At 75.8% G+C, this 22,225-nt stretch carries 19 protein-coding genes and 1 pseudogene; 10 read left to right on the top strand and 10 right to left on the bottom strand.

The features are described from left to right. Positions 1-36 precede the first annotated feature (36 nt). On the bottom strand, positions 37-804 hold the full coding sequence (locus ACIQVD_RS07830) for an alpha/beta hydrolase (protein WP_402286790.1): 768 nt from the start codon (positions 802-804) through the stop codon (positions 37-39). Between the two features lie 49 nt (positions 805-853). On the opposite strand from ACIQVD_RS07830, the pseudogene ACIQVD_RS07825 reads away from it, so the two are divergent. Further along, positions 854-1,216 (top strand): annotated as a pseudogene (locus tag ACIQVD_RS07825) (winged helix-turn-helix transcriptional regulator); the annotation flags it as partial. Positions 1,217-1,303: 87 nt separating this feature from the next. Here the strand turns inward: ACIQVD_RS07825 and ACIQVD_RS07820 are convergent. Further along, entirely contained in the window at positions 1,304-1,936 is a 633-nt protein-coding gene (locus ACIQVD_RS07820) for a hypothetical protein (RefSeq protein ID WP_402287750.1), read from the bottom strand. Positions 1,937-2,077: 141 nt separating this feature from the next. Between ACIQVD_RS07820 and ACIQVD_RS07815 the strand changes: the two genes are divergently transcribed. Both ACIQVD_RS07815 and ACIQVD_RS07810 read left to right on the top strand, forming a co-directional pair. Beyond that, the gene (locus ACIQVD_RS07815) at positions 2,078-2,773 is read left to right on the top strand and encodes a WHG domain-containing protein (protein WP_400678587.1); all 696 of its coding nucleotides are present in this window, start codon (positions 2,078-2,080) and stop codon (positions 2,771-2,773) included. Between the two features lie 121 nt (positions 2,774-2,894). Next, complete coding sequence (locus tag ACIQVD_RS07810) at positions 2,895-3,050, top strand: DUF6131 family protein (RefSeq protein ID WP_402286788.1); 156 nt, start codon at positions 2,895-2,897, stop codon at positions 3,048-3,050. A gap of 92 nt (positions 3,051-3,142) precedes the next feature. Here the strand turns inward: ACIQVD_RS07810 and ACIQVD_RS07805 are convergent, their stop codons facing one another. The 6 genes from ACIQVD_RS07805 to ACIQVD_RS07780 all read right to left on the bottom strand — a co-directional run bounded on the left by ACIQVD_RS07805 (position 3,143) and on the right by ACIQVD_RS07780 (position 7,776). Continuing rightward, on the bottom strand, positions 3,143-3,727 hold the full coding sequence (locus ACIQVD_RS07805) for a DUF5994 family protein (protein WP_402286785.1): 585 nt from the start codon (positions 3,725-3,727) through the stop codon (positions 3,143-3,145). Between the two features lie 198 nt (positions 3,728-3,925). Then, complete coding sequence (locus tag ACIQVD_RS07800) at positions 3,926-4,759, bottom strand: metal ABC transporter permease (RefSeq protein ID WP_402286783.1); 834 nt, start codon at positions 4,757-4,759, stop codon at positions 3,926-3,928. Further along, on the bottom strand, positions 4,756-4,950 hold the full coding sequence (locus tag ACIQVD_RS07795) for a hypothetical protein (RefSeq protein WP_402286781.1): 195 nt from the start codon (positions 4,948-4,950) through the stop codon (positions 4,756-4,758). Before ACIQVD_RS07795 ends, ACIQVD_RS07800 begins: the two co-directional genes overlap by 4 nt. Beyond that, positions 4,947-5,858 (bottom strand): metal ABC transporter permease, encoded by a 912-nt coding sequence (locus ACIQVD_RS07790; RefSeq protein ID WP_402286780.1) that lies wholly within the window; start codon positions 5,856-5,858, stop codon positions 4,947-4,949. Before ACIQVD_RS07790 ends, ACIQVD_RS07795 begins: the two co-directional genes overlap by 4 nt. Then, on the bottom strand, positions 5,849-6,754 hold the full coding sequence (locus ACIQVD_RS07785) for a metal ABC transporter ATP-binding protein (protein ID WP_402286778.1): 906 nt from the start codon (positions 6,752-6,754) through the stop codon (positions 5,849-5,851). Before ACIQVD_RS07785 ends, ACIQVD_RS07790 begins: the two co-directional genes overlap by 10 nt. Then, the gene (locus ACIQVD_RS07780) at positions 6,751-7,776 is read right to left on the bottom strand and encodes a metal ABC transporter solute-binding protein, Zn/Mn family (protein WP_402286776.1); all 1,026 of its coding nucleotides are present in this window, start codon (positions 7,774-7,776) and stop codon (positions 6,751-6,753) included. Before ACIQVD_RS07780 ends, ACIQVD_RS07785 begins: the two co-directional genes overlap by 4 nt. A 374-nt stretch (positions 7,777-8,150) precedes the next feature. Here ACIQVD_RS07780 and ACIQVD_RS07775 point away from each other — a divergent pair, with 374 nt between their 5' ends. Further along, positions 8,151-8,546: a hypothetical protein gene (locus tag ACIQVD_RS07775; protein WP_402286773.1), complete on the top strand. Its 396-nt coding sequence runs from the start codon at positions 8,151-8,153 to the stop codon at positions 8,544-8,546. 33 nt (positions 8,547-8,579) lie between these two features. Here ACIQVD_RS07775 and ACIQVD_RS07770 read toward each other — a convergent pair whose 3' ends face one another. Both ACIQVD_RS07770 and ACIQVD_RS07765 read right to left on the bottom strand, forming a co-directional pair. Further along, positions 8,580-10,226: an amidohydrolase gene (locus ACIQVD_RS07770; protein ID WP_402286771.1), complete on the bottom strand. Its 1,647-nt coding sequence runs from the start codon at positions 10,224-10,226 to the stop codon at positions 8,580-8,582. 70 nt (positions 10,227-10,296) lie between these two features. Further along, the gene (locus ACIQVD_RS07765) at positions 10,297-11,796 is read right to left on the bottom strand and encodes an APC family permease (RefSeq protein WP_402286768.1); all 1,500 of its coding nucleotides are present in this window, start codon (positions 11,794-11,796) and stop codon (positions 10,297-10,299) included. A gap of 164 nt (positions 11,797-11,960) precedes the next feature. Here ACIQVD_RS07765 and ACIQVD_RS07760 point away from each other — a divergent pair, with 164 nt between their 5' ends. The 6 genes from ACIQVD_RS07760 to atzF all read left to right on the top strand — a co-directional run bounded on the left by ACIQVD_RS07760 (position 11,961) and on the right by atzF (position 21,891). After that, positions 11,961-12,686, top strand: a complete 726-nt coding sequence (locus ACIQVD_RS07760; RefSeq protein ID WP_402286765.1) for a TetR/AcrR family transcriptional regulator — start codon at positions 11,961-11,963, stop codon at positions 12,684-12,686. Positions 12,687-12,922: 236 nt separating this feature from the next. Then, positions 12,923-13,630 (top strand): TMEM175 family protein, encoded by a 708-nt coding sequence (locus tag ACIQVD_RS07755; protein WP_402286762.1) that lies wholly within the window; start codon positions 12,923-12,925, stop codon positions 13,628-13,630. 132 nt (positions 13,631-13,762) lie between these two features. Next, complete coding sequence (locus ACIQVD_RS07750) at positions 13,763-14,476, top strand: GntR family transcriptional regulator (protein ID WP_400678544.1); 714 nt, start codon at positions 13,763-13,765, stop codon at positions 14,474-14,476. A gap of 190 nt (positions 14,477-14,666) precedes the next feature. Beyond that, entirely contained in the window at positions 14,667-16,367 is a 1,701-nt protein-coding gene (locus ACIQVD_RS07745; RefSeq protein ID WP_402286758.1) for an allantoin permease, read from the top strand. Between the two features lie 98 nt (positions 16,368-16,465). Continuing rightward, positions 16,466-20,095 carry an urea carboxylase gene (gene uca, locus ACIQVD_RS07740; RefSeq protein ID WP_402286755.1) on the top strand — a complete coding sequence of 1,210 codons (3,630 nt, stop codon included), beginning with the start codon at positions 16,466-16,468 and terminating at the stop codon, positions 20,093-20,095. Continuing rightward, positions 20,092-21,891: an allophanate hydrolase gene (gene atzF / locus ACIQVD_RS07735; RefSeq protein WP_402286752.1), complete on the top strand. Its 1,800-nt coding sequence runs from the start codon at positions 20,092-20,094 to the stop codon at positions 21,889-21,891. Before uca ends, atzF begins: the two co-directional genes overlap by 4 nt. Positions 21,892-22,225 lie beyond the last annotated feature (334 nt).

Below are 22,225 nucleotides of genomic sequence, written 5' to 3'. Positions count from 1 at the left end.
ACCCACGGCGCACCTTCCGACCGACCCGCCGCACGATCAGGCGGGCTGCGGTTCCTCGCTGCCGTGGACGACCTTCAGCAGGAGTTCGGCCAGTTGGTCCGGCACGGTGACCATGCAGTCGTGGCCGCTCCTCAGCTGCCACACCCGCGACGGGGTGCCGTTGGGTTGCGTCGCGGGGACGGGGCGGCGGACGACGCCCTCCGGCACGCTGCCGACGCAGTGGATGTGGGTGCGGGGGATGGCGTCCGCGGCCGGGTCGGTCAGCCGGACCGGCTGCTGGAAGCAGCGCGCGGACTCGTCGGAGAGCAGGGTGCGCAGCCAGGCCGCGTCCGCCGGGTCGGTGACGCCGAACAGGCCGGCGGGCGGCGGCAGTTCCGGCAGCGGCGGGATGCGCCAGGGGGTGTCGGTGCCGGCGGCGAGTTCGAGCAGGTGCTCGGTCACGGGCATGATGTCGAGCGCGCTCTCGCCGTCGGCCGGAACCATCGCGTCGAGGTGGACCAGTGCGGCGATCCGGTCCGGGAGCCGGTCGGCCACGGCGGACGTGACCAATCCCGCGTAGCTGTGCCCGACCAGCACCACGTCGGTGAGGTCCTCCGCCAGTATCAGGCCGGTGACGTCGGCGACGTGGGTGTCGAGCCCGACCTCCGGGCCGAGCAGGTGCTCCCGCTCGCCGTGGCCGGTGAGCGAGGGGGCGAGGACGCGGTGCCCGGCCCGGGTCAGCAGGGGTGCCACCCGGTCCCAGACGCGCCCGTTGTGCCAGGCGCCGTGGACGAGGATGTAGGTTTCCGTTCGCGGTGTACTCATGTCCAGGACGCTACGCAGCCGACAGGTACCCCTTGGTACCTTTCGGCCCGTGCGCGACCCTGCGGAGGACGTCTTCCGCGCCGACTGCCCGGCCCGGCCGGCCATCGAGATCATCGCCGACAAGTGGGCGGTGGTCGTCCCGTTCGCGCTCAGCCGCCGACCGTGCCGGCACGGCGAACTCGTCGACCTGATCGGCGGCGTCTCGCGCAAGGTGCTCACCCAGACGCTGCGCAGGCTGCAGGGTTACGGCCTGGTCGAGCGCCGCGCGTACGCCGAGGCCCCGCCACGGGTCGAGTACCGCCTGACCGCACTGGGCACGACCCTCGTCGAGCCGATCGCCGCCCTGCCGGACTGGGCGCGGGCGCACGGGGAGGCCGTCGTCAACTTCCAGGAGGCGGCGGAGAACGGACCGGCGGCCGACGCCCGACCGGCGGCCCGGCGGCCCGGCCGCCCCGCCGCCTCGCTGCCCGACCGTCCCGCGCGTCGGCGACGTCCCGGGTCACAGCAGGTGCGAGTGGCGGCTCCGGTCGGCGCTCCCGGGTTCGGGGCCGTCCTGCGGCATCGGGCCGGTCCGGGTGCCCGCGGTCTGCTCCCGCGCGTGATCCGGCTCCTTGGCCAGGGCCTCGCGCTGTCGGGCGAACTCCTGGCGGTACGCCTCACGACGCTCCCCGCGGCGTTTCTCGCGGCGCCCCTCGGCCGACTCCGCGTCGGCGCGGGCATGCTCCTCGACCTCGGCACGTTCCTCGGCGCGGACGCGCTCCTCGGCGCGGGCATGCTCCTCGACCTCGGCACGTTCCTCGTCCCGGGCGCGCTCCTCCGCGTGGGCGTGCTCCTCCGCAAGGGTGTCGCGGCGTTCGCGGGCGTCCGCCGCCGCGCGGCGGGAGTGTCGCGGTCCGCGCCGGGCGGTCGCGCCGCGCCGGGCGCCGGCCAGCAGGAGGGCCAGGCCGAGCATGCCGACCGCTCCGACCACGACGCCCCAGAGGAACAGCATTCCGGTGGAGCCGGTCATGTGGTGTCCGAACACCGCGAAGGAGTCGGTGAGTTGGTGCGCGCTGCCGGTGTTGCCGAGGATTCCCGCCACCGCGACGACGGCCGCGACGACCAGGAGGACAAGTCCGAGGATGACGAGCATGACGTGCTCCCAAGGGGTCTACGTCGTATGCCTACAGTCAACGTCCGGACTACACTGGTGTCCACACCGGATGTCCACGAACTTTGCGTCACCGGTGCTCACCCCGGCACGACGAGGCCCGCCCGACGAGGAGGCGCCACGATGGCCGTTTCCGAGGCTCCCGCCTCCGCGCGGGAGGTCGAACCACCCGCCGTGGAGCGGCTCAGCCTGGAGCGGGTGCTGGGCTGCGCGCTGGAGATCGTCGACCGGGACGGCGTCGAGAAGCTGTCCATGCGGCGGCTGGCCCGGGCCCTCGGTCGCGATCCGATGAGCCTGTACCGGCACGCCCCCAACAAGGCCGCCCTGCTCGACGGCGTCGCCGACACGCTGCTGCGCCGGCTCACCGTCGACGCCGACGACCCGGACTGGACCGGCCAGTTGCGCGCCTTCGCCCGCGGTTACCGCCGACTCGCCCTCGACCACCCCAACGCCGTCCCCCTCCTGGTCACCCGTCCCCTCGCCACGCCGCTCGCACTGCGGCCCACCGGCACCCTCCGCCCGCTCGAAGCCATCCTCGCCCTGCTCGTCAGGGCGGGCTTCACGGGCACCGCCGCCCTGCACGCCTACCGCTCCCTGATCGGGCTGCTGCACGGTCACGTCCTCAACGAGCTGCAGGAACTCGTCGACAACCCCGACGAGACCGACGCCCTACTCCGGCTGGGCCTGTACCGGCTCCCGATCCGCGAGTTCCCCGTCCTGCGCGGCCTCGCCCCCGCACTCGTCTGCTACGACGGAGCCGCCGAACTCGAACGCGGCCTCGACCTCCTCCTCTCCGGCCTCGCCGCCGAGCCGCCCTGACCCCCGCCGCACCGCCCTGACCTCCGTCGCACCGGGGACCGCCACCGCCATCGAAGGGAACAGCACCGCCTCCGCCCAGCGGAGCACCGTTTCACCAGGGGGAACAGGAACGAAGGCCACCATGATCACCCTCGGAGTCATCCTCCTCGTCATCGGCTTCATCGCCGGCATCCCGGTCCTGTGGACCATCGGCATCATCCTCGCGGTCATCGGCCTCGGCCTGATGCTCGCGGGCGCGCTCGGGCACGAGATCGCCGGCCGCCGCCACTACTGGTGACCCGGCACCGTCCACCCGCAGCACGGACGGGGCGCCCGGTCACGATCGACCGGGCGCCCCGCGCCCACGAACGGCCCGTCGGCCGCCCCTCGTTACACCCGTCCGGGCCAGGCGGCGGCCCGGTCGCGGGCGACCTCGGCCCGTTCCCCGGCCGCGCCGGCTCCGTCGGCGGGCTCGGCGGCCGACGGCAGGAAGCCGGAGCGGGCCGCCTCCCCCGCCGGGTCGTCGTCCGGCTGCGCGGGCGCGGCGAGCAGCGCGCTCGCCGTCCGGACGTTGGCCGGGTCGGCCGCCGCGGTCATCAGCCGGGCCGCGTCGGCGGGGTCCGTCTCCGGCGGGACGACCAGCAGGTCCAGCCTGCGCGGGGTGTACGAGCAGACCCTGATCAGGTGCTCGTCCTGCTCGACGGTGAACCAGCCCGCGTGGACGACGTGCCCGGTGACCGGGATGCGCCGGGGGATGACGGGCCACTGCGCGGGGTTGACGGTGATCCGGGTGACCCGGCCCCACCGCCGGTCGAGTTCGGCGGCCAGGGAGGGCAGTTCGAGGAGGAGGTCCCGCGAGCGGGGCCACCAGGCCCCGTCCAGCCGGCCGGGCCGGACCCCCTGGGGGGCGAGGGAGAGCCGTGGGGTGGATTCCAGGGCGGTGGGCGTCGTCGCACGATCGAGCATCGCGGTCATGGCCAAGCACCTGTCTCCGGGCCTGGCCCGAACGGGCCGGTCCGGCATTGCCGTTCGCCGGAGACGACGCCAGTATCCGGTGCCGGCATGCGAAGTGCCTTCGGTGATCTCCAGGTTACTCTCCGTCGGCCCCGAACCCACCCTGTTTCCGGGGGTCAGTTTCCGGGGAGCGGTTTCCGCCCCGGCCGTGGGGCGCGATCAGCCTGCCGCCGGACGGACCCGGGCCTGCGGGCGGACCAGCAGCGCGGTGGCGTAGCAGGTGGTGGCGACCGCCATGATGCTGAAGCTGGGCGGCAGTCGGGGCACCGTGACGGAGAGGGCGAGTCCGGCCCACATCTCCAGGACGGCGAGGGCGGCGGAGAGGCCGAGCGCCCGGTAGGGGCGGTTGGTGAGCCGGACGGCGGCGCCGGCGGGCGCGGCGAGCAGCCCGAGCAGGAGCAGCGAGCCGACCGCCTGGGTGGCCTCGGCCGCGCAGGCGCCGACCAGCGCGAGGAAGACCAGGCCGAGCGTGCCGGTGCGCACGCCGCGGGCGGCGGCGACGGCTTCGTCGAGGGTGGCGAACAGCAGCGGGCGGGCGATCAGCAGGACGGCCGCGGCGATGACCGCCGCGATCGCGGCGGCGGTGGCGGCCCGGGCGCCGTCCAGGCCGTAGACGGAGCCGAACAGGACGCTGATCCCGGCGTTGCCCCGGTCGGCGCCGCGGTGGGTCGCGTACAGGGTGAGGAAGAAGGTGCCGAGGCCGAGGATCCAGGAGAACAGGGTGCCGATGACCACGTCGTCGGGTCGGCCCCGGCGGCCGAGCGCGCCGAGCAGCAGGGCGGCGCCGACCGTGGCGGCGAACAGGCCGAGCCGCAGGTCGTAGCCGCCGGCGAGGGCGGCCATGGCACCGGTGAAGGCGACGTGGCTGAGGGTGTCGCCGGTGAAGGTCTGGGCGCGCAGCACCAGGAAGTACCCGACCAGGCCGGAGGCGAGGGCGATCGCGGTGCCGGCCAGCAGGGCGTGCTGGAAGAAGGGCTGGTGGAGGGCGTTCATCGTTCCGGTGCTCCGAGGGGCGGGCGGCGGCCGGACGCACCGGGCGGCGGGGCGTCACCGATGGCGAAGGCGTCACCGATGGCGAGGACGACGGCGACGGCGACGGCGACGGCGACGGCGATCGCGGTGCCGGCCGACGGGGCGGGCCGGTGGAGGAGCCGGTGGCAGGACCGGCGGCGGGCGTCGGTCATGCCGGTGCTCCGGTGGGCAGCGGGCCGCGGGTGCGGCCGAGGGCGGTGTGCAGGGCGCGGCCGAGGTGGGCCAGCAGGTAGCCGGCGAAGGCGAAGGTGGTGACGAAGAAGCCGAGCGGGTAGGGCTGGTAGTAGGCGGCGAACAGGCCGAGCCAGCAGGCCGCGAGGCCGATCAGGGCGCTCAGCAGCAGGCCGAGGGCGGGCCGGGCGGTCAGCACCTGGGCGGTGGCGGCGGGCATCACCAGCAGGGCGAAGACCAGCAGGCTGCCGGTGATCTGCCCGGCCTCGGCCGTCGCGGTGCCCAGCAGGAGCAGGAAGGCGGCGCCGAGCAGCCGGACGGGGACGCCGCGGGCGGCGGCGACGTCCGGGTCGAGGGTGGCGAACAGCAGCGGCCGGGCGATCAGGGCCAGTGCCAGCAGGACGGCCGCGCCGACCGCGGTGAGCAGCACGACCTGGCCGGTGGTGATGCCCAGGAAGGTCCCGAACAGCAGGGCCTGCGGGCCGCCGAGCAGGCCCTTGTAGAGGGTGACGAAGAGGAAGCCGCAGGCCAGGGCGGACGACTGCACGGTGCCGGTGGCCGCGGACTCCTGCGCCGCCCCGGCCCGGCCGCTGTCGCGCAGCAGGGCGAGGCCGAGGGCGGCGGCCGTGCAGGCGCCGAGGTAGCCGAGCGGGACGGGCAGGCCGAGCAGGGTGGCGAGCGCGGCGCCGGGGAAGGCCACCACGGACAGGGTGTGCCCGGCGAAGGTCTGCCGGCGCAGCACCATGAACCAGCCGGCGGCGGACGCGACCACGGCGACCACGGCCCCGGCCCGGAACGCGTTGACCATGAAGAGGTAGGACCACATCTCCCGGAGGTCGGCGGCGAGGTTCCAGGAGAAGGCCGGTGCGGCGGTGTCGGCTAGCAGCACGGGCCACAGCTCCGGCAGTCCTCGGGCACGCCGACCACGACCAGTCGGCCGTCCCCGGTGCGCAGCACCTCGACGGGGGCGCCGTACAGGCGGCTGAGGGTGGCGGAGGTGATCACCTCGGCCGGCGGGCCGGAGACGGCCCGGCCCTCGGCGAGGTACACCACCCGGTCGAGGTGGTGCAGGATCGGGTTGACGTCGTGGGCGACCATGACGACGCACACCCCGCTCTCCCGGCAGATCCGGCCGAGCAGCGCGGCGACGGCACCCTGGTTGGGCAGGTCGAGGCTGTCGAGCGGTTCGTCGAGCAGCAGCAGCCGGGGGCGGGTGACCAGGGCCTGGGCGAGCAGCAGGCGCTGCTGCTCGCCGCCGGAGCACTGGCCGACCGGCCGCCGGGCGTAGCCGGTGGCACCGGTCAACTCGATGGCCTCGTCGACGCGTTGGCGGGCGAGGCGGCGGCGGGCCCGGGTGGCGGCGCGCAGTCCGGGGAGCGGGACGCCCCAGCGGTGGCCGTCGAGGCCGAGGCGGACGAGGTCGGTGCCGCGGATCCGGACGCCCGCGTCGAAGGTGCGGCGCTGCGGCAGGTAGCCGATGGCGGTGCGCTCCGGGACGCGGACCTCGCCGGCGGCGGCCGGCACCGCGCCGAGCAGCAGCTTGACCAGGGTGGACTTGCCGACCCCATTGGGGCCGAGGACGGCGGTGAACTCCCCTTCCCGGGCGGTGAGTTCGACGTCGGACCAGAGCGTGCGCCCACCGGCCCGGGCGGCGGCGCCGCGCAGTTCGAGCACGGGCCGGCGGACGGCGGGGCCGGGGTCGGGGTCGGGGCCGCTTCCGGCGGCGGGGCCGGGACCGGGGTCGGACGGGCGGGTCGTGGCGCGCTCGGCGGGTGCGGCGGTCACTTGCCGGTCGCCTGCTTCAACGCGTCCGCGATGCCCCGGAGTTCGGCGAGCTGCCAGTCCTGGAAGGAGGCGGTGGCCGGGTCCGGCGTCTCGGTGACGGTGGCGACGGGTATGCCCTGCGCCTTGGCGGCCTGGACCTGGGCCTTGATGTCCGGGGTGTCGTTCTGGCTGTTGTAGACGTAGATGCCGATCTGCCTGCCGCTGATCTGCCGGTCGGCGGTGGACTTGTCGGCGGCCGTCGGGTCGGCGCCCTCGCTGACGGCGTCGAGCAGGCCCTCGGGGGTGAGGAGCCGGAGGCCGAGGCCCTCGGCGAGCGGGGTGACGATCGACTCGGAGGCGCCGATCGGGGTGCCGGCGTAGGTGGCCTTGATCTGCGCGATCAGCTGGTCGTAGGGGGCGAGCGCGGTGCCGAGGAACTCGGTCCGGCGCTGGTCGAAGTAGGCGGCGTCGGCGGGGTCGAGCTTCTGGTAGTCCTCGGTGATCCGGTCGATCACCCGGTGCACGCCGGCCGGGGAGTACCACTGGTGCGGGTTGCCGCCCTCCTGGACGCCGACCAGGTCGCCGACCTTGAGCGCGGTGCGGTCGGGGGCGGGGTTGGCGGCGAGCAGCTTGTCCGCCCAGGCGTCGTAGCCGATGCCGTTGGTGATGACGTACCGGGCGCCGGCCACGGTGCGGCCGTCGGCGGCGGTCGGCTCGTAGTCGTGCGGGTCGGCGTCCGGGTTGCTGATGATGTCGCTCACCTCGACGTGCTCGCCGCCGAGTTGGGCGGCGAGGGACCCCCAGAAGCTCTCCGCGGCGGCGACCCGGATGGTCCTCCCCGCCGCACCTGCCGCACCCGCCGCCACACCCGCCGCCGCGTCCGCCGCCCCCGTGGCGGCGTCGGACTTGGCGGGGCTGGTCGAGCAGGCGGCGGTGGCGGCCAGCGCCAGCGCGGCGGCAGTGGCGGCGGCGAGCCGGACCGGTCGAACGGATCGGGCAGGTCGAACGGATCGGGCAGGTCGGGCGGGCGCGGAGATGCGCATGGCGGTGGTGCTCCTCGGCAGGGGGGTGCGAACCCCCTCACCATAGATGGAAACGGTTTTCATCACCACGAGTTCATGGCCGAGATGAAAATCATTGCCGAATCTTGACCTGCCGCCCGGCACTCCCCCGCCCGTCCCGGCCCGGGGACGACGGCCGGGACGGGCGGGGCGGGGAGCCGTCGGGATCTCGGTCGCGGCCACGGCGATCGCTTCCAGCGGGTGCGGCGGGCGGGCCCTCCCTCCGCCGTCCCGCCCGGACCCGCCCCCGGCGTCAGGGGGTGCACCCCGGGGAAGCGGCACGGTTCACCGCCCGGATCGGAAACGTTCTCCTCCCCGGGCCTGGAGCGGGACGCGGGCGCTGGCAGGATGGCCTGGTGCACGACGACACCACCCCCACCCGGGCCGAGCGGGTCCGCCTCTACCTCGACACCCTGCGGGCCCGGATGTCCCCCGACGAGTTCCGGGTGCTGGGCCGCCTCCTCGCCCCCGCGGTGGCCTCCCTCGCCGCCCCCGCCGAGGACCACGTCCTCGACCTCGCCCCCGAGGACCGGGCGCACCTGACCCGCGAGGTGGAGGAGGAACTCCTCGCCGTGCTGTCGATCGTCGCCACCGGCACCATGGAGCACCGGTTCGTCGACCTCGGCGACGGCGCGACCACGGTGCTGGACACCGGCGCGGCCGACGACCCGGAGTCCGTGGAGCGGATGCGCGCGTGGGCGGCCCGGCAGCGCGAGGTCCGGGTCGGCGCCGAGCGGGCCCCGCACGCCTGACGCCCGGCCCCCGGAGCCGGTCGCCGCACCGGGTCAGGCGTCGGGGGCGCGGTGGACCCGGCGGCCGCCGACGAAGGTCTCCAGGACGCGGGCCAGCGCGATCTCCTCGGCGGGGCGGGCGAAGACGTCGCGGTCGAGCACGGCGAGGTCGGCGAGCTTGCCGGGGGTGATGGTGCCGGTGTCGTCGAGGTGGTTCACGTGGGCGCTGCCCGCGGTGTAGGCGGCGAGCGCGGTGTGCAGCGGGATGCGCTGCTCGGGGAGGAAGACCGGGCGGTCGGAGCCGGGCTGGTGGCGGTTGACGGCGGTGTGCAGGGCGGCGATCGGGTCGGGGCTGGAGACCGGCCAGTCGCTGCCGGCGGCGAGGGTGGCGCCGCTGCGGACGAGGTCGGCGAACGGGTACTGGCGGGCGGCCCGGTCCCGGCCGAGGAAGGGGATGGTGAGCTCGTCCATCTGGGGTTCGTGGGCCGCCCACAGGGCCTGGACGTTGGCGGTGGCGCCGAGCGCGCGGAAGCGCGGGACGTCCGCCGGGTCGACCACCTGGAGGTGGGCCAGGTGGTGCCGGTTGTCGCGCCGGCCGTTGGCCCGGAGGGCGGCCTCGACGGCGTCCAGCGCCTCGCGCACGGCCCGGTCGCCGAGGGCGTGGAAGTGGACCTGGAACCCCTCGGCGTCCAGCGCGGTGACGGCCTCGGCGAGTTCGCGGGGGTCGACGAAGGAGAGGCCGGAGTTGCCGGAGGCGCAGCCGCAGGCGTCCAGGTAGGGGCCGAGCAGGGCGGCGGTGCCGTTCTCGGCGATGCCGTCCTGCATGATCTTCACGGTGTGGGCGTTCAGCCCGCCGAGGGTGAACTCCTCCCGGCGGCGCAGGAGTTCGGGCAGTTGCCCGAGGCCCTCGGACCGCTCCCACCACAGCGCGCCGCGGACCCGGGCGGTCAGCAGCCCCTCCCGCACGGCGCGGCGGTAGACCGGCGCGGCGTCGGGGGTGGAGGCGTGCGTGCCGAGCAGGGCGTCCTGCCAGGCGGTGATGCCGTACCCGTGCAGGACGGCCTGGGCGTGCAGCAGGCCGGCCAGCTGCTCGTCGGCGGTCACCGCGGGGACGTGGTCGGCAACCAGGCGCATGGCGCCCTCCTGGAGCGTCCCGCCGGGCGTGCCGTCGGCCTCGCGTTCGATCCGGCCGTCGGCGGGGTCGGGGGTGCGGCGGTCGAGGCCGGCGAGTTCGAGGGCCCGGGTGTTGGTCCAGGCGCCGTGGTGGTCGCGGTTGACCAGGTAGACCGGGCGGTCCGGCACCAGGGTGTCGAGCAGGTGGCGGTCGGGGGTGCCGCCGGGGAAGGACTCCATCGACCAGCCGCCGCCGGTGATCCAGGGGCGGTCGGGGTGGGCGTCGGCGTAGGCGCGGATCCGGGCGGCGCACTCCGCCGGGCCGGTGGCGCCGGACAGGTCGCACTGGCCCGCCTCCACGCCCGCGCCGACGGGGTGGACGTGGGCGTCCTGGAAGCCCGGGATCAGCAGCCGGCCGCGCAGGTCGACGACCTCGGTGGCCGGTCCGACCAGGTCGCGCACCTCGTCGTGGCCGACCGCGAGGACGCGGTCGCCGCGCACCGCCACCGAGGTGGCGTACGGGCGGACCGGGTCGACGGTGTGGACCGGCCCTCCGGTGAACACGAGGTCGGCGGTGGCGGCGTGCATGCGGGCTCCAGGACGGGGGTGCGGACGGACGGAGGGCGGGCGGAGGACGGGCAGAAGGCGGACGGGCGGGTCAGGCGGTGGCGTCCATGGGCAGGGCGATGGCGTCGGCGTCGGTGCCCCGGCCGGTGGTGAAGTACGGGGAGCGGCGGCGCCACTTGGCGACGGCGGCGACGAGCAGGCCGGAGCCGACGATCAGCGCCGGGATCAGCAGCATGAACCAGCCGTTGTCGGGGGTGGCCTCGAAGTGGTCGCTCATGGTGGCGTACTGGTAGGCGAGGTACCCGCCGAGGCCGAACAGCACCAGGGCGCTGAGGCCGGGCACGATGACGCCGCGCAGGGCGGGCGACAGGCCCGCGCGCAGGTCGGCGCGGAAGCGGACGGCGCAGGCCAGGGCGGTCAGGCCGTAGTAGAGCGCGACGATCAGGCCGATGGAGTTCACGGCGGTGAGGATCATCAGGTTGATCTTCGGGATGCCGACGGCGAGGACGGCCACGGCGGCGGACGTCGCCATGATGAGCAGGGTGCCGACGGCCGGGGAGCCGTAGCGGGGGTGCACTCTGGTCCACAGCCGGCCGAGGGTCCGGTCCCGGCCCATCGCGAGCGCGCCGCGCGCGGTCGGGATGACGCTGGACTGGAGCGAGGCGAACGCCGAGCACATCAGCGCGGCCAGCGGGAGCGAGGCCCACGGCTCGGGGGCGAGCTTCGCGCCGAGGTAGGTGAGGGCCTGCGGGCCCTGGGCGACGAGTTCGTCGTTGCCCAGGATGCGCTGGAAGGAGATCGCGGCGAACACCAGCAGGCCGAGCATCGCCAGCAGGGCGATCAGGCCGCCCCGGGAGGCGTCGGAGGCGTTCCTGGTCTCCTCGTTGACGGTGAAGGCGGCGTCCCAGCCCCAGAAGACGAACACCGCCAGCACCAGGCCCTGGGCGAGGGAGCGGAAGGAGTCGATGGCGAACGGGTCGAGCCAGTTCCAGGAGAACGACTCGTGCCCGGCGAGCATCGCCCAGGTGCAGAACACCAGCAGCACGGTGTACTCGAAGGCGAGCAGCGCCCACTGCAGGCGGGTCGCGGAGCGCACGCCGGTCACCGCGGTGACGGTGACGGCGACCAGGGCGACCAGGCCGACCACGGTGCTGATCCCGGTGGAGCCCGGGTCGAGGCCGACGCCGAGCAGGCGGTGCAGTCCGGCCTTGTTGACGAACTGGAGCACCACCGAGCCGGTGATCGCGCTGGTGTAGGCCATGAAGACCACGTTGGCGACCAGCACCACCCAGCCGGTCAGGAAGCCCGGCCAGGCGCCGACCGAGCGGCCGACCCAGGTGTAGCCGTTGCCGCAGTTCGGCTCGGTGCGGTTGAGCCGGGCGTAGGAGAGCGCGATGCCGAGGATCGGCAGGAACGCGACCAGCAGCAGCGCCGGGGTCTGCCGGCCCGCGTACACCGCGAGCGCGCCCATGCCGATGCCGATGCTGGTGGTGGCGGCTGTGCTGGACGCCGCGATCGCCACGCCGTCGCGCACGCCCAGGGTGCGCCGCAGCTCCGGTGCGGGGGGCCTGGCGGGGATGCCAGCGGCCATGTCGGTCTCCTCGACTCGTGGGGGACCCTCCGCCCGGGCCTGAGCGGCGCGGGGCGGGCGGAGGGGGGTGCACCGATGAAACAACCCTGCCATAGTTACGTCAATAAGTTGTCGTAAGAGCGGACGCCCCGCAGCGCCGCCGATCCCGCCCCAGGAGCCCCGACGTGCCGGAACCGACGCGCATCCCCGCCGAACGCCGCCGCAGGCGCCCCACCCGCAACGGCACCGTGCTCACCGAGGAGCTGATCGTCACCGCGGCGCTCGACCTGATCGAGGCGCCCGGCGGGAACGCCCTGACCGTGCGCCGGCTCGGCACCGCCCTCGGCTGCGACCCGTCCACCGTCTACCGCTACTTCGCCGACACCGACGCCCTGCTGCTCGCGGTCGCCGACCGGCTGATCGGCGACTCGCTCGACGGCTTCGCCCCCACCGCCGACTGGCGGGCCGACCTGCGCGAGTTCGGGGTGCGGGTGCACAGCTCGGTGCTGCGCCACCCGCGGCTGGCCGCCGTCCGCGCCTCCCGGGTCACCGCCGGCCCGGCCGAGTGCCGCGCGGTCGACACCGGCATCGGCCTGCTGCTGGCGGCCGGCTTCTCCCCCGCCGACGCGGTGCGGCACTACCGCGCCTTCATCGACACCGTCCTCGCCCACGCCGCCCTCGACGCCGACGTCCGCACCCTCACCGCGCAGCAGCGCGACCAGCAGGACCGCTCCTGGCGCTCCGTCCACGGCAACCTCCCCGCCGCGGAGTACCCGCACCTGCACGCCGTCCGGGACCACCTGCCCGAGATGGCCGGCTCCGCCTTCCCGGACGTGCTGGACCTGCTGCTCGCCCGGCTCGCCGCGCTCAGCCCGCACGGCGCGGGCGGCGCGGACGGCGCAGTGGCCTGACCGGGCGGCCGCGGGTGGGCCGGTCGGAGGACGTCGGGCCCCGGCGGCCGGGGCGGGCGGCGACAGCGGGAACGGATGCCGCGCCGCCCGTGCCCGCGGGCGGCACGGACCGCCGGCCCGGCGCCGGTGGCGGACGAAGGTGAGGTGACGGCCCCGGTGGAGTCGCTCGTGTCGGTCCTGGTGGCGGTCCTCGTGGCGGTCCCCCGGGGAGTGCCCGTGCCGGACGGCGGCCGGTGATGCGCGCCGGGACGCGCTTCACCCGGTCGGACACCGCGCGGGCCGAGGCGTTCAGCGACGGGGTGTTCGCCATCGCCGTGACCATCCTGGTGCTGGACCTGTCCGACCCGCCGCACCGCAGCGGGGGTCTGGCGCACGCGCTGGCCCAGCAGTGGCCGGCCTACGTCGGCTACGCGGCCTCGTTCAGCTACGTGGCGGTGATCTGGCTGAACCACCACCAGGCGTTCGTCCGGGTGCGCTCGCTCGACCGCGGCCTGCAGGCCGCGAACCTGCTGGTGCTGTTCACCACCGCGGCCCTGCCGTTCCCCACCGGGGTGCTCTCCCGCGCGCTGCAGGAGGACTTCGACGGCGCGGACGCCCGGACGGCGGTGGCCCTGTACGCGGGCGTCGCCGCGGCGATGTGCCTGAGCTGGGTGGTGCTCTACCACTGCCTGCGCCGCCGCCCGGAGCTGCTCGCCACCGGGGTGGAGCCGTCCTACCTGCGGCACGGCAGCCTGCGGTCGTGGATCGGCGTGGGCCTCTACGCGGCGGCCGGCGTGCTGGGCGCGGCGCTGGCCCCGCTGGTCGCGCTGGGGGTGTTCCTGCTGGTGCCCGCGTTCTACCTGCTCACCAGCGAGGGCTTCGGCCCCGCCCGCACCGGGGCCGGGGGCGGGGCCGGGGGCGGGGGCGGGGCCGGGGGCGGGGGCGGGGCCGGGGAGCACGGCTGAGCGGCTGAGCGGCCGTCAGGCCCGGCCGTGAGCAGCGCCGTTAACCGTGCCGTTGCCCGGGGAGGCTTCCGAAACGCCTCCTTCACCCGGGGCGCGTCCGGCGGAAACGGCCGCTGCCTAGCGTCTCCGGCCATGGACACAGCGCTGTATACATCCCCGGACACACCGAGCCTCCCGCACCGCGAGCGGGTCCACGCGGAGCTGAGCGAGGAGCTGCTGTCCGGTCGGATCGGGCTGCGCGAACGGCTGACCGAGGAGCGGCTGGCGGCCCGGTTCGGGGTCTCCCGGACGCCGGTGCGGGAGGCGCTGGCCCGGCTGCGGTCGGACGGGATGATCGAGCGCGGCGACGGCGGCTACTTCCCGGTGGTGCCGAACCTCCCGCAGCTGCGGGACCTGTACGAGCTCCGCGTCACGCTCGAACTGCGCGGCGTGGCACGGGCGTTGGAGGACCCTTCGCTGCGGCACGACCCGGCGGTGGTCGAGGCGGAGCTGCGGCGCTGGTACGCGATCCGGGAGGCGCCCCCCGAGCCGGACCCCCGGTTCGTCGTGCTGGACGAGGAGTTCCACACCGCGCTGTCCCGGGCCGCGGGCAACCCCGCGCTCACCGAGGCGCTGGTCGCGGTCAACCGGCGGATCCGCCGGGTCCGGATGTACGACTTCCTCACCCGGGACCGGGTGGACTCCACCGTCACCGAGCACATCGAGATCATGGAGCACGTCCGGGACGGCCGTCTGGACGAGGCGTACCGCGCCCTGCACAGCCACGTCGGGGCCTCCATGGACGTCGTCCTGGAGCGCGCCCGGCGTGCCCTGACGCAGATGGCCCTGCACGCGGACCGGGTCTGACCCCGGGTCCGCCCCGTCCGCCCCGTCCGGCCGCTCCGCCCGCGCACCGCCCGTCGCCGCCGCGTGCCCCCTTCGCACGCCGTCCCGCGCACCCGCATGCCCGCGCACCCGCACCCGCACCCGCACCCGCACCCGCATACCTGCGTACCCGCGCACCCTTCCGCTCTTCCGCACGGCAAGGAGGCACCGCATGAACGTCGAGCCACGCCTGGTGAAAGCCGCCGAGCCCGGCCCCCCGCAGTCGGCGGCACCGGGCACCGGGCAGGCGGTGAAGGAGACCCTGGAGGACTACACCCTCCGCTTCGCGCCGCGCAGTTACCGCCGCTGGACCCCGATGGTGGTGGCCACCACCGCCCTCGGCGGCATCGCCTACCTGGCCGACTTCTCGATCGGCGCCGGCATCGGCCTGGCCCACGGCACCGGCAACGCGCTGGTGGCGATCGCCGTGGCCGCCGTGGTCATCTTCGTCACCGGCTACCCGCTGGCGTACTACGGCGCCCGCTACAACATCGACCTGGACCTGATCACCCGCGGCTCCGGCTTCGGCTACTACGGCTCGGTGCTGACCAGCGTCATCTTCGCCAGCTTCACCTTCATCTTCTTCGCCCTCGAGGGCTCGATCATGGCCCAGGGCCTCAAGCTGGGCCTCGGTCTGCCGCTCTGGCTGGGCTACCTGGTCTCCACCCTGATGGTGATCCCGCTGGTGGTCTACGGCATGAAGGCGCTCAGCCGGCTCCAGGTGTGGACCACCCCGGTCTGGCTGGTGCTGATGGTCTCCCCGCTGGTGTACCTGATCTCCACCGACCCGGGCAGCGTGCACCGCTTCCTGTCCTACCCGGGCACCGACGGCGCGGGCGGGGTCAACACCGCCTCGGTGCTGCTGGGCGCCGGGGTCTGCCTGTCGCTGATCGCGCAGATCGGCGAGCAGATCGACTACCTGCGCTTCATGCCGCCCCGGACGGCGGCCAACCGGCGCGGGTGGTGGACGGCGGTGGTGCTGGCCGGCCCGGGCTGGGTGGTGGTCGGCGCGCTGAAGCAGGCGATCGGGGTCTTCCTCGCCGTGCACATCCTCTCGGCGGTCGGGCCCGGCCTCGCGCCCGAGCCGATCCGGCAGTTCAAGGGCGCCTTCGACGCGATGCTGCCGTCCTGGCTGGTCGTCCCGCTGGCGGTGGTGCTGGTGGTGATCAGCCAGATCAAGATCAACGTGACGAACGCCTACTCCGGCTCGCTCGCCTGGACGAACTCCTTCACCCGGGTCACCCGGCGCTACCCCGGGCGGATGGTCTTCGTCCTGGTCAACCTGGGCATCGCGCTCGTCCTGATGGAGGCCGACATGTTCAGCTTCCTCAACGGGGTCCTGGGCTTCTACTCGAACTGCGCGATCGCCTGGGTGGTCACCGTCGCGACCGACATCGGCGTCAACAAGCACCTGCTGCGGATCTCCCCGCTGCGACCGGAGTTCCGCCGCGGCATGCTGTACGCCGTCAACCCGGTCGGCGTGGTCGCCTTCACCGCCGCCTCGGGCCTGTCCATCGCGCTGTACTTCCACGCCCTGGGCGACACCCTCCAGCCGTACTCCCCGGTGGCCGCCGCCCTGATCGCCTTCGTCCTCACCCCGCTGATGGCCGTCCTCACCCGGGGCCGGTACTACCTGCGCCGCACCGACGACGGCCTGGCCGAGCCGCTGCTGGACGACGAGGGCAACCCGAGCGCGGCCACCCTGGTCTGCCACGTCTGCCACCAGCCGTACGAGCGCCCCGACCTGGCCGCCTGCGCCACCCACGACGCCATCGTCTGCTCGCTGTGCCTGAGCACCGACCGGGTCGGCGACCACGTGCTGCCCGCCGCGCCCGCCGCACCCGTCACGCCCGCCGCGTCCGCCACCGCGTAACCCGCTCCGCCACCGGTACGGGGCGGACCGGCCCGCCCCGTACCGGCCCGCCCGACCCCGCCCGGCCCCGTCCGGCCCGCCCCTGAGGAGCCGCCGTCGTGTTCGACACCCTGCTCGTCGCCAACCGCGGCGAGATCGCCTGCCGCGTCATCCGCTCCGCGTCCGCGCTCGGTCTGCGGACCGTCGCCGTGTACTCCGACGCCGACCGCACCGCCCCGCACGTCCGGATGGCCGACGAGGCCGTCCGGCTGGGCCCGGCGCCCGCCGCCGAGAGCTACCTGCGGGCCGACCTGGTGCTGGCCGCGGCCCGCGCGACGGGCGCCGGGGCGGTCCACCCCGGGTACGGCTTCCTGTCCGAGAACGCGGCGTTCGCCGCTGCCGCGGAGGCCGCCGGCCTGGTCTTCGTCGGCCCCACCCCCCGCCAGCTGGAGGTCTTCGGCGCCAAGCACACCGCCCGCGCGGCGGCCGAGGCCGCCGGGGTTCCGCTGCTGGCCGGCACCGGGCTGCTGGCCGGACCGGAGGAGGCGCTGCGCGCGGCCGAGGAGATCGGCTACCCGGTGATGCTCAAGGCCACCGGCGGCGGGGGCGGCATCGGCATGCGGGCCTGCGCCGGGCCGGACGAACTGCGGGCCGCCCACGACCAGGTCACCCGGCTGGCCCGGGGCAACTTCGGCGACGGCGGGGTCTTCCTGGAGCGGTACGTCGCCCGGGCCCGGCACGTCGAGGTGCAGGTCTTCGGCGACGGCACCGGACGGGTCGTCAGCCTGGGCGACCGGGACTGCTCGTTGCAGCGCCGCCACCAGAAGGTCCTGGAGGAGGCCCCGGCCCCCGGCCTCCCGGCCGCACTGCGCGAGCAACTGCACCGCAGCGCGCGGGAGTTGTGCGCCTCGGTCGGCTACCGCTCGGCCGGCACCGTGGAGTTCGTCTACGACGCCGAACGCGAGGAGGCCGCCTTCCTGGAGGTCAACACCCGCCTCCAGGTGGAGCACCCGGTCACCGAGCAGATCACCGGCGTCGACCTGGTCGGCTGGATGCTGCGGCTGGCCCGCGGCGAGCGGGACCTGCTGGCCGGCGTCGGCCCCGACGGCCCGCCCGTCCGCGGGCACGCCGTCGAGGCCCGGCTCTACGCCGAGGACCCGGGCCAGGACCACCGGCCCAGCTCCGGCCTGCTCACCCGGGTCGAACTCCCCGGCGGTGCTCCCGACGGCGCCACCGGCGGTGCTCCCGGCGCCGGGGTGCGGGTGGACGGCTGGGTGGAGACCGGCCAGGAGGTCTCGCCCGCCTACGACCCGATGCTCGCCAAGGTGATCGCCACCGGCCGCGACCGCGCCGAGGCGTTCGCCCGGCTGGCCGAGGCCCTGGAAGCCACCCGGATCGACGGCGTCGAGACCAACCTCGGTCTGCTGCGCGCCGCCTGCCGCACCCCCGAGGTGCTGGCGGCCCGGCACACCACCGCCACCCTGGCCGGCGTCACCGACCCGCGCCCGCGGATCGACGTGGTCCGCGGCGGCACCCTCACCACCGTGCAGGACTGGCCCGGCCGCACCGGCCACTGGGACGTCGGCATACCGCCCGGCGGTCCGATGGACGACCTCTCCTTCCGGCTCGGCAACACCGCCGTCGGCAACCCGCAGGGCGCCCCCGGCCTGGAGTGCACCCTGGAGGGCCCGGCCCTGCGCTTCTCCCGGCCCGCCGTCGTCTGCGTCACCGGCGCCCCGGCCCCGGTCACGGTCGACGGCGCCCCCGCCGCCCAGTGGGAGCCGCTCGACCTGCCCGCCGGCGCCCTGCTGGAGGTCGGCACCTCCGCCGGGCCCGGCATGCGGACGTACGTGCTGGTGCGCGGCGGCCTCGACCTGCCCGCCTACCTCGGCAGCACCGCCACCTTCACCCTGGGCGGCTTCGGCGGCCACGCCGGACGGGCCCTGCGCACCGGCGACGTGCTGCGCCCGGCCGACCCCGCGCCCGCCGCGCCCGCGCCCGCCGCCGTCCCCGCCGCCCGGCGCCCGCACTTCACCACCCGCTGGCGGCTCGCGGTCTCCGAAGGCCCGCACCCCGCACCGGACTTCCTCACCCGGGCCGGCCTGCGGACGGTGTACGGCGCCGACTGGAAGGTCTCCGCCCAGTCCGCCCGCACCGGCGTGCGGCTGATCGGCCCCCGCCCCGAGTGGGCCCGGCCCGACGGCGGCGAGGCCGGACTGCACCCCTCCAACGTCCACGACACCGCGTACTCCGTCGGCGCCGTCAACCTCACCGGCGACACCCCCGCCATCCTCGGCCCCGACGGCCCCAGCCTCGGCGGCTTCGCCTGCCCGTTCACCGTGGTGGCCGGCGAGCGCTGGAAGGCCGGACAGCTGCGCCCCGGCGACACCGTCCGCTTCGTCCCCGTCACCGAGGCCCGCGCCGCCGAGCTGCGCCGCTCCCCCGCCCCGCGCACCCTGCCCGCCGACGGCCCCGACCCCGACGACGGCGTCCTCGCCCGCCGCCCCGCCACCGACACCGCGCCCGAGGTGGTCTACCGGCGCGGCGCCGACGACAACATCCTGGTCGAGTACGGCCCGATGGCCCTCGACCTGGCCCTGCGGATGCGGGTGCACGCCCTGGCCGGGCACCTCGCCGCGCACCGGCCCCGCGGCCTGGTCGACATCACCCCCGGCGTCCGCTCGCTGCACCTGCACACCGACCCCGACGCGCTCCCGCTGCGCACCCTGCTCGGCCTGCTCCAGGAGGCCGAGGACCGGCTCCCCGCCGCGCACGACCTCACCGTGCCCAGCCGGGAGGTCCACCTGCCGCTGTCCTGGGACGACCCCACGGTGGACGAGGCGATCTCCCGCTACCGCACCTCGGTGCGCGACGACGCCCCGTGGAACCCGTCCAACATCGAGTTCATCCGCCGGATCAACGGCCTCGACTCGGTCGACGACGTCCGCCGGACCGTCTTCGACGCCCGGTACCTGGTGCTCGGCCTCGGCGACGTCTACCTGGGCGCCCCCGCCGCCACCCCGCTCGACCCCCGCCACCGCCTGGTCACCACCAAGTACAACCCGGCCCGCACCTGGACCGCCGAGGCCGGCGTCGGCATCGGCGGCTCCTACCTGTGCGTCTACGGCATGGAGAGCCCCGGCGGCTACCAGCTGATCGGCCGCACCGTCCCGATCTGGGGCGGCCTGCGCCCCGGCCGGTCCTTCGCGGACGGCATCCCCTGGCTGCTGCGCTTCTTCGACCGGATCGTCTGGCACCCCGTCTCCCCGGCCGAACTCCTCGACGTCCGGGCGGACCTGGCCGCCGGCCGCCGCGCGCTCGACATCCGCCCCGGCACCTTCTCGCTGGCCGCGCACGAACGCTTCCTGGCCGAGAACGCCGACGGCATCGCCGCCTTCCGGGCCCGCCAGTCCGCCGCCTTCGCCGCCGAGCGGCGGGCCTGGGAGGCCGCGGGCGAACTCGCCGACCGGCCCGAGCCCGTCCCGGCCCCGGCGGCGGCGCCCCGCGCGCTGCCGCCCGGCGCCGGGCTGGTGGAGGCGCCGCTCAGCTCCAGCGTGTGGAAGGTGGCCGCCGCGCCCGGCACCCGGGTCGCGGCGGGGCAGCCGCTGATCGTGCTGGAGGCCATGAAGATGGAGGTCGTCGTCCGCGCCCCGTCGGCCGGCGTCGTCGCCGACGTGCTGGTCGCCCCCGGCCAGCAGATCGACGCCGGCACCCCGTTGACCGTCGTCCTGCGAGAGGAAGCAGCGTGAACCGCACCACCCCCGAGAGCGCCGCCCCCGCCGCCCCCGCCCCCGGGACCGCCGGGACCGCCGGGACCGTCACGGCCGCCACGGCCGCCACGGCCGCCACGGCCGAGGAGCGCGTCGCCGCCGCCTACCGGCGCATCGCGGAGGCCGACCGGCCGGAGGTCTGGATCACCCTGCGCCCCCGGGAGGAGGTCGCGGCCGAGGCCCGCGCCCTCGACGCCCGCGCGGCGGCCGGTGAACTCCTGCCGCTGCGGGGCCTGTTGTACGCCGTCAAGGACAACATCGACGTCGCGGGCCTGCCCACCACCGCCGCCTGCCCCGGCTACGCCCGGCACCCGGAGGTGTCCGCCACCGCCGTGCGGCGGCTGGCCGCCGCAGGCGCGATCGTGCTCGGCAAGACCAACATGGACCAGTTCGCCACCGGGCTGGTCGGCACCCGCAGCCCGTACGGCGCGGTGCGCGCGGCCCACCACCCGGAGAAGGTCTCCGGCGGCTCCAGCTCCGGCTCCGCGGTCGCCGTCGCGCTCGGCATCGCGGACTTCGCGCTCGGCACCGACACCGCGGGCTCGGGCCGGGTGCCCGCCGCGTTCAACGGCATCGTCGGCGTCAAACCGACCCTCGGCCTGGTCCCCACCACCGGGGTCGTCCCCGCCGCCCGCCCCTACGACGCCGTCACCGTCTTCGCCCGCACCCTGGCCGAGGCGCTGCCCGCGCTGGCCGTGCTGACCGGCCCCGACCCGGCCGACCCGCGCAGCCGCGCCTGGCCCGACGCCGTCCGGCTGGCGGCACCGGAGCGGCCCCGGGTGGCGCTGCCCCGCGAGCAGGACCTCGCGCCGCTGTCCGAGCAGGCCCGGGCCGCCTTCCACGCGGCCGCCGCCCGCCTGCGGGAGACCGGCGCGGAGACCGCCGCCGTCGACGTCTCGCCCCTGCTGGCGGCGGCCCGGCTGCTCTACGACGGCGCCCTGGTCGCCGAACGGTACGCGGCCGTCGGGGAGTTCCTCGCCCGCGACCCGGAGGGCGCCGACCCCACCGTCGCCGCCATCGTCCTCGCCGCGGCCGACCTGCCCGCCCACGCCCTCGCCGCCGACCAGGAACGCCTCGACCGCCACCGGGCCGACGCCGCCCGCCTGCTGGCCGGCTTCGACGCGCTCCTGCTGCCCACCACCACCGAGCACCCCACCCTCGCCGCCGTCCGGGCCGACCCCGTCGGCGTCAACTCCCGGCTCGGCACCTACACCAACTTCGTCAACCTGCTCGACCTGGCCGCCGTCGCCGTCCCGGCCGGCGAGGCGGACGGCAGCCCGTTCGGCGTCAGCGTCCTCACCCGCGCCTTCGACGACCAGGTCGGCCTCGACCTGGCCGCCCGCCTCACCGGCGAGGACCTCCCGACCCCCCTTCCCGACACCGGCATCGACCTGGTCGTGCTCGGCGCCCACCGCCGCGGCCAGCCCCTCAACCACCACCTCACCGACCCCGGCGCCCGCTACGCGGGCCCCGTCCGCACCGCCCCCGCCTACCGCCTGACCGCCCTCCCCACCACACCCCCCAAACCCGGCCTGGTCCACGTCGGCCCGGACGGGGGCGGCACGGTCACCGGCGAACGGTGGACCCTCTCCCCCGCCGCCCTGGGCCGCTTCCTCGCCGACCTCCCCGCCCCGATGTCCCTGGGCCGCATCCAACTCGACGACGCCACCTGGGTCCTGGGCTTCCAGTGCGACCCGCACACCGCGGCCACCGGCCCCGACATCACCCACCACGGCGACTGGCTCGCCTACCTGGCCACCCGGCCGCACCCCTGACCCCGCCGACCGACCGTCCGAACCGCCCCGACCGGTACCGGGGCCCGAGCGAGAACCGCCCGCCCCCAACCACCGCCCCCGGGCGGACCCACCCCCGAACGCACGGGACGGCCGGGCCGCCGCCGAACCCGGCTCCCGCCGACCACCGGGCACGGCGGCGCCGTCCACGGATCCGAGAGCACGCAGCCCCGGCCCCGGCCGGAACGGACCCGGACGGAACGGACCCGGACGAGAGCGCTCTTCCCGCACGGACGGAGCAGGACGGCCGCCGACACGGCGGCGAACTCAGCGGGGCGGGCATCCGACCTCCGGGCTGCCGCGCCCCAGGCCACCG

It is taken from the genome of Kitasatospora sp. NPDC090308 (assembly GCF_044769485.1).
In the GTDB taxonomy this organism is placed as follows: Bacteria; Actinomycetota; Actinomycetes; order Streptomycetales; family Streptomycetaceae; genus Kitasatospora; species Kitasatospora fiedleri.
The sequence above is the reverse complement of the archived record's forward strand: the minus strand, read 5'-3'. Positions and strand labels throughout refer to the sequence as shown.

Excerpts from the sequence above, each read along its gene's own strand:
- ACIQVD_RS07780 (WP_402286776.1), bottom strand. The coding sequence starts at position 7,776 with ATGCGCATCTCCGCGCCCGCCCGACCTGCCCGATCCGTTCGACCTGCC.
- ACIQVD_RS07820 (WP_402287750.1), bottom strand. The coding sequence starts at position 1,936 with ATGCTCGTCATCCTCGGACTTGTCCTCCTGGTCGTCGCGGCCGTCGTC.
- ACIQVD_RS07750 (WP_400678544.1), top strand. The coding sequence starts at position 13,763 with ATGGACACAGCGCTGTATACATCCCCGGACACACCGAGCCTCCCGCAC.
- ACIQVD_RS07810 (WP_402286788.1), top strand. The coding sequence starts at position 2,895 with ATGATCACCCTCGGAGTCATCCTCCTCGTCATCGGCTTCATCGCCGGC.
- ACIQVD_RS07755 (WP_402286762.1), top strand. The coding sequence starts at position 12,923 with ATGCGCGCCGGGACGCGCTTCACCCGGTCGGACACCGCGCGGGCCGAG.
- ACIQVD_RS07765 (WP_402286768.1), bottom strand. The coding sequence starts at position 11,796 with ATGGCCGCTGGCATCCCCGCCAGGCCCCCCGCACCGGAGCTGCGGCGC.
- ACIQVD_RS07770 (WP_402286771.1), bottom strand. The coding sequence starts at position 10,226 with ATGCACGCCGCCACCGCCGACCTCGTGTTCACCGGAGGGCCGGTCCAC.
- ACIQVD_RS07805 (WP_402286785.1), bottom strand. The coding sequence starts at position 3,727 with ATGACCGCGATGCTCGATCGTGCGACGACGCCCACCGCCCTGGAATCC.
- ACIQVD_RS07795 (WP_402286781.1), bottom strand. The coding sequence starts at position 4,950 with ATGACCGACGCCCGCCGCCGGTCCTGCCACCGGCTCCTCCACCGGCCC.
- ACIQVD_RS07815 (WP_400678587.1), top strand. The coding sequence starts at position 2,078 with ATGGCCGTTTCCGAGGCTCCCGCCTCCGCGCGGGAGGTCGAACCACCC.
- ACIQVD_RS07800 (WP_402286783.1), bottom strand. The coding sequence starts at position 4,759 with ATGAACGCCCTCCACCAGCCCTTCTTCCAGCACGCCCTGCTGGCCGGC.
- ACIQVD_RS07830 (WP_402286790.1), bottom strand. The coding sequence starts at position 804 with ATGAGTACACCGCGAACGGAAACCTACATCCTCGTCCACGGCGCCTGG.
- ACIQVD_RS07745 (WP_402286758.1), top strand. The coding sequence starts at position 14,667 with ATGAACGTCGAGCCACGCCTGGTGAAAGCCGCCGAGCCCGGCCCCCCG.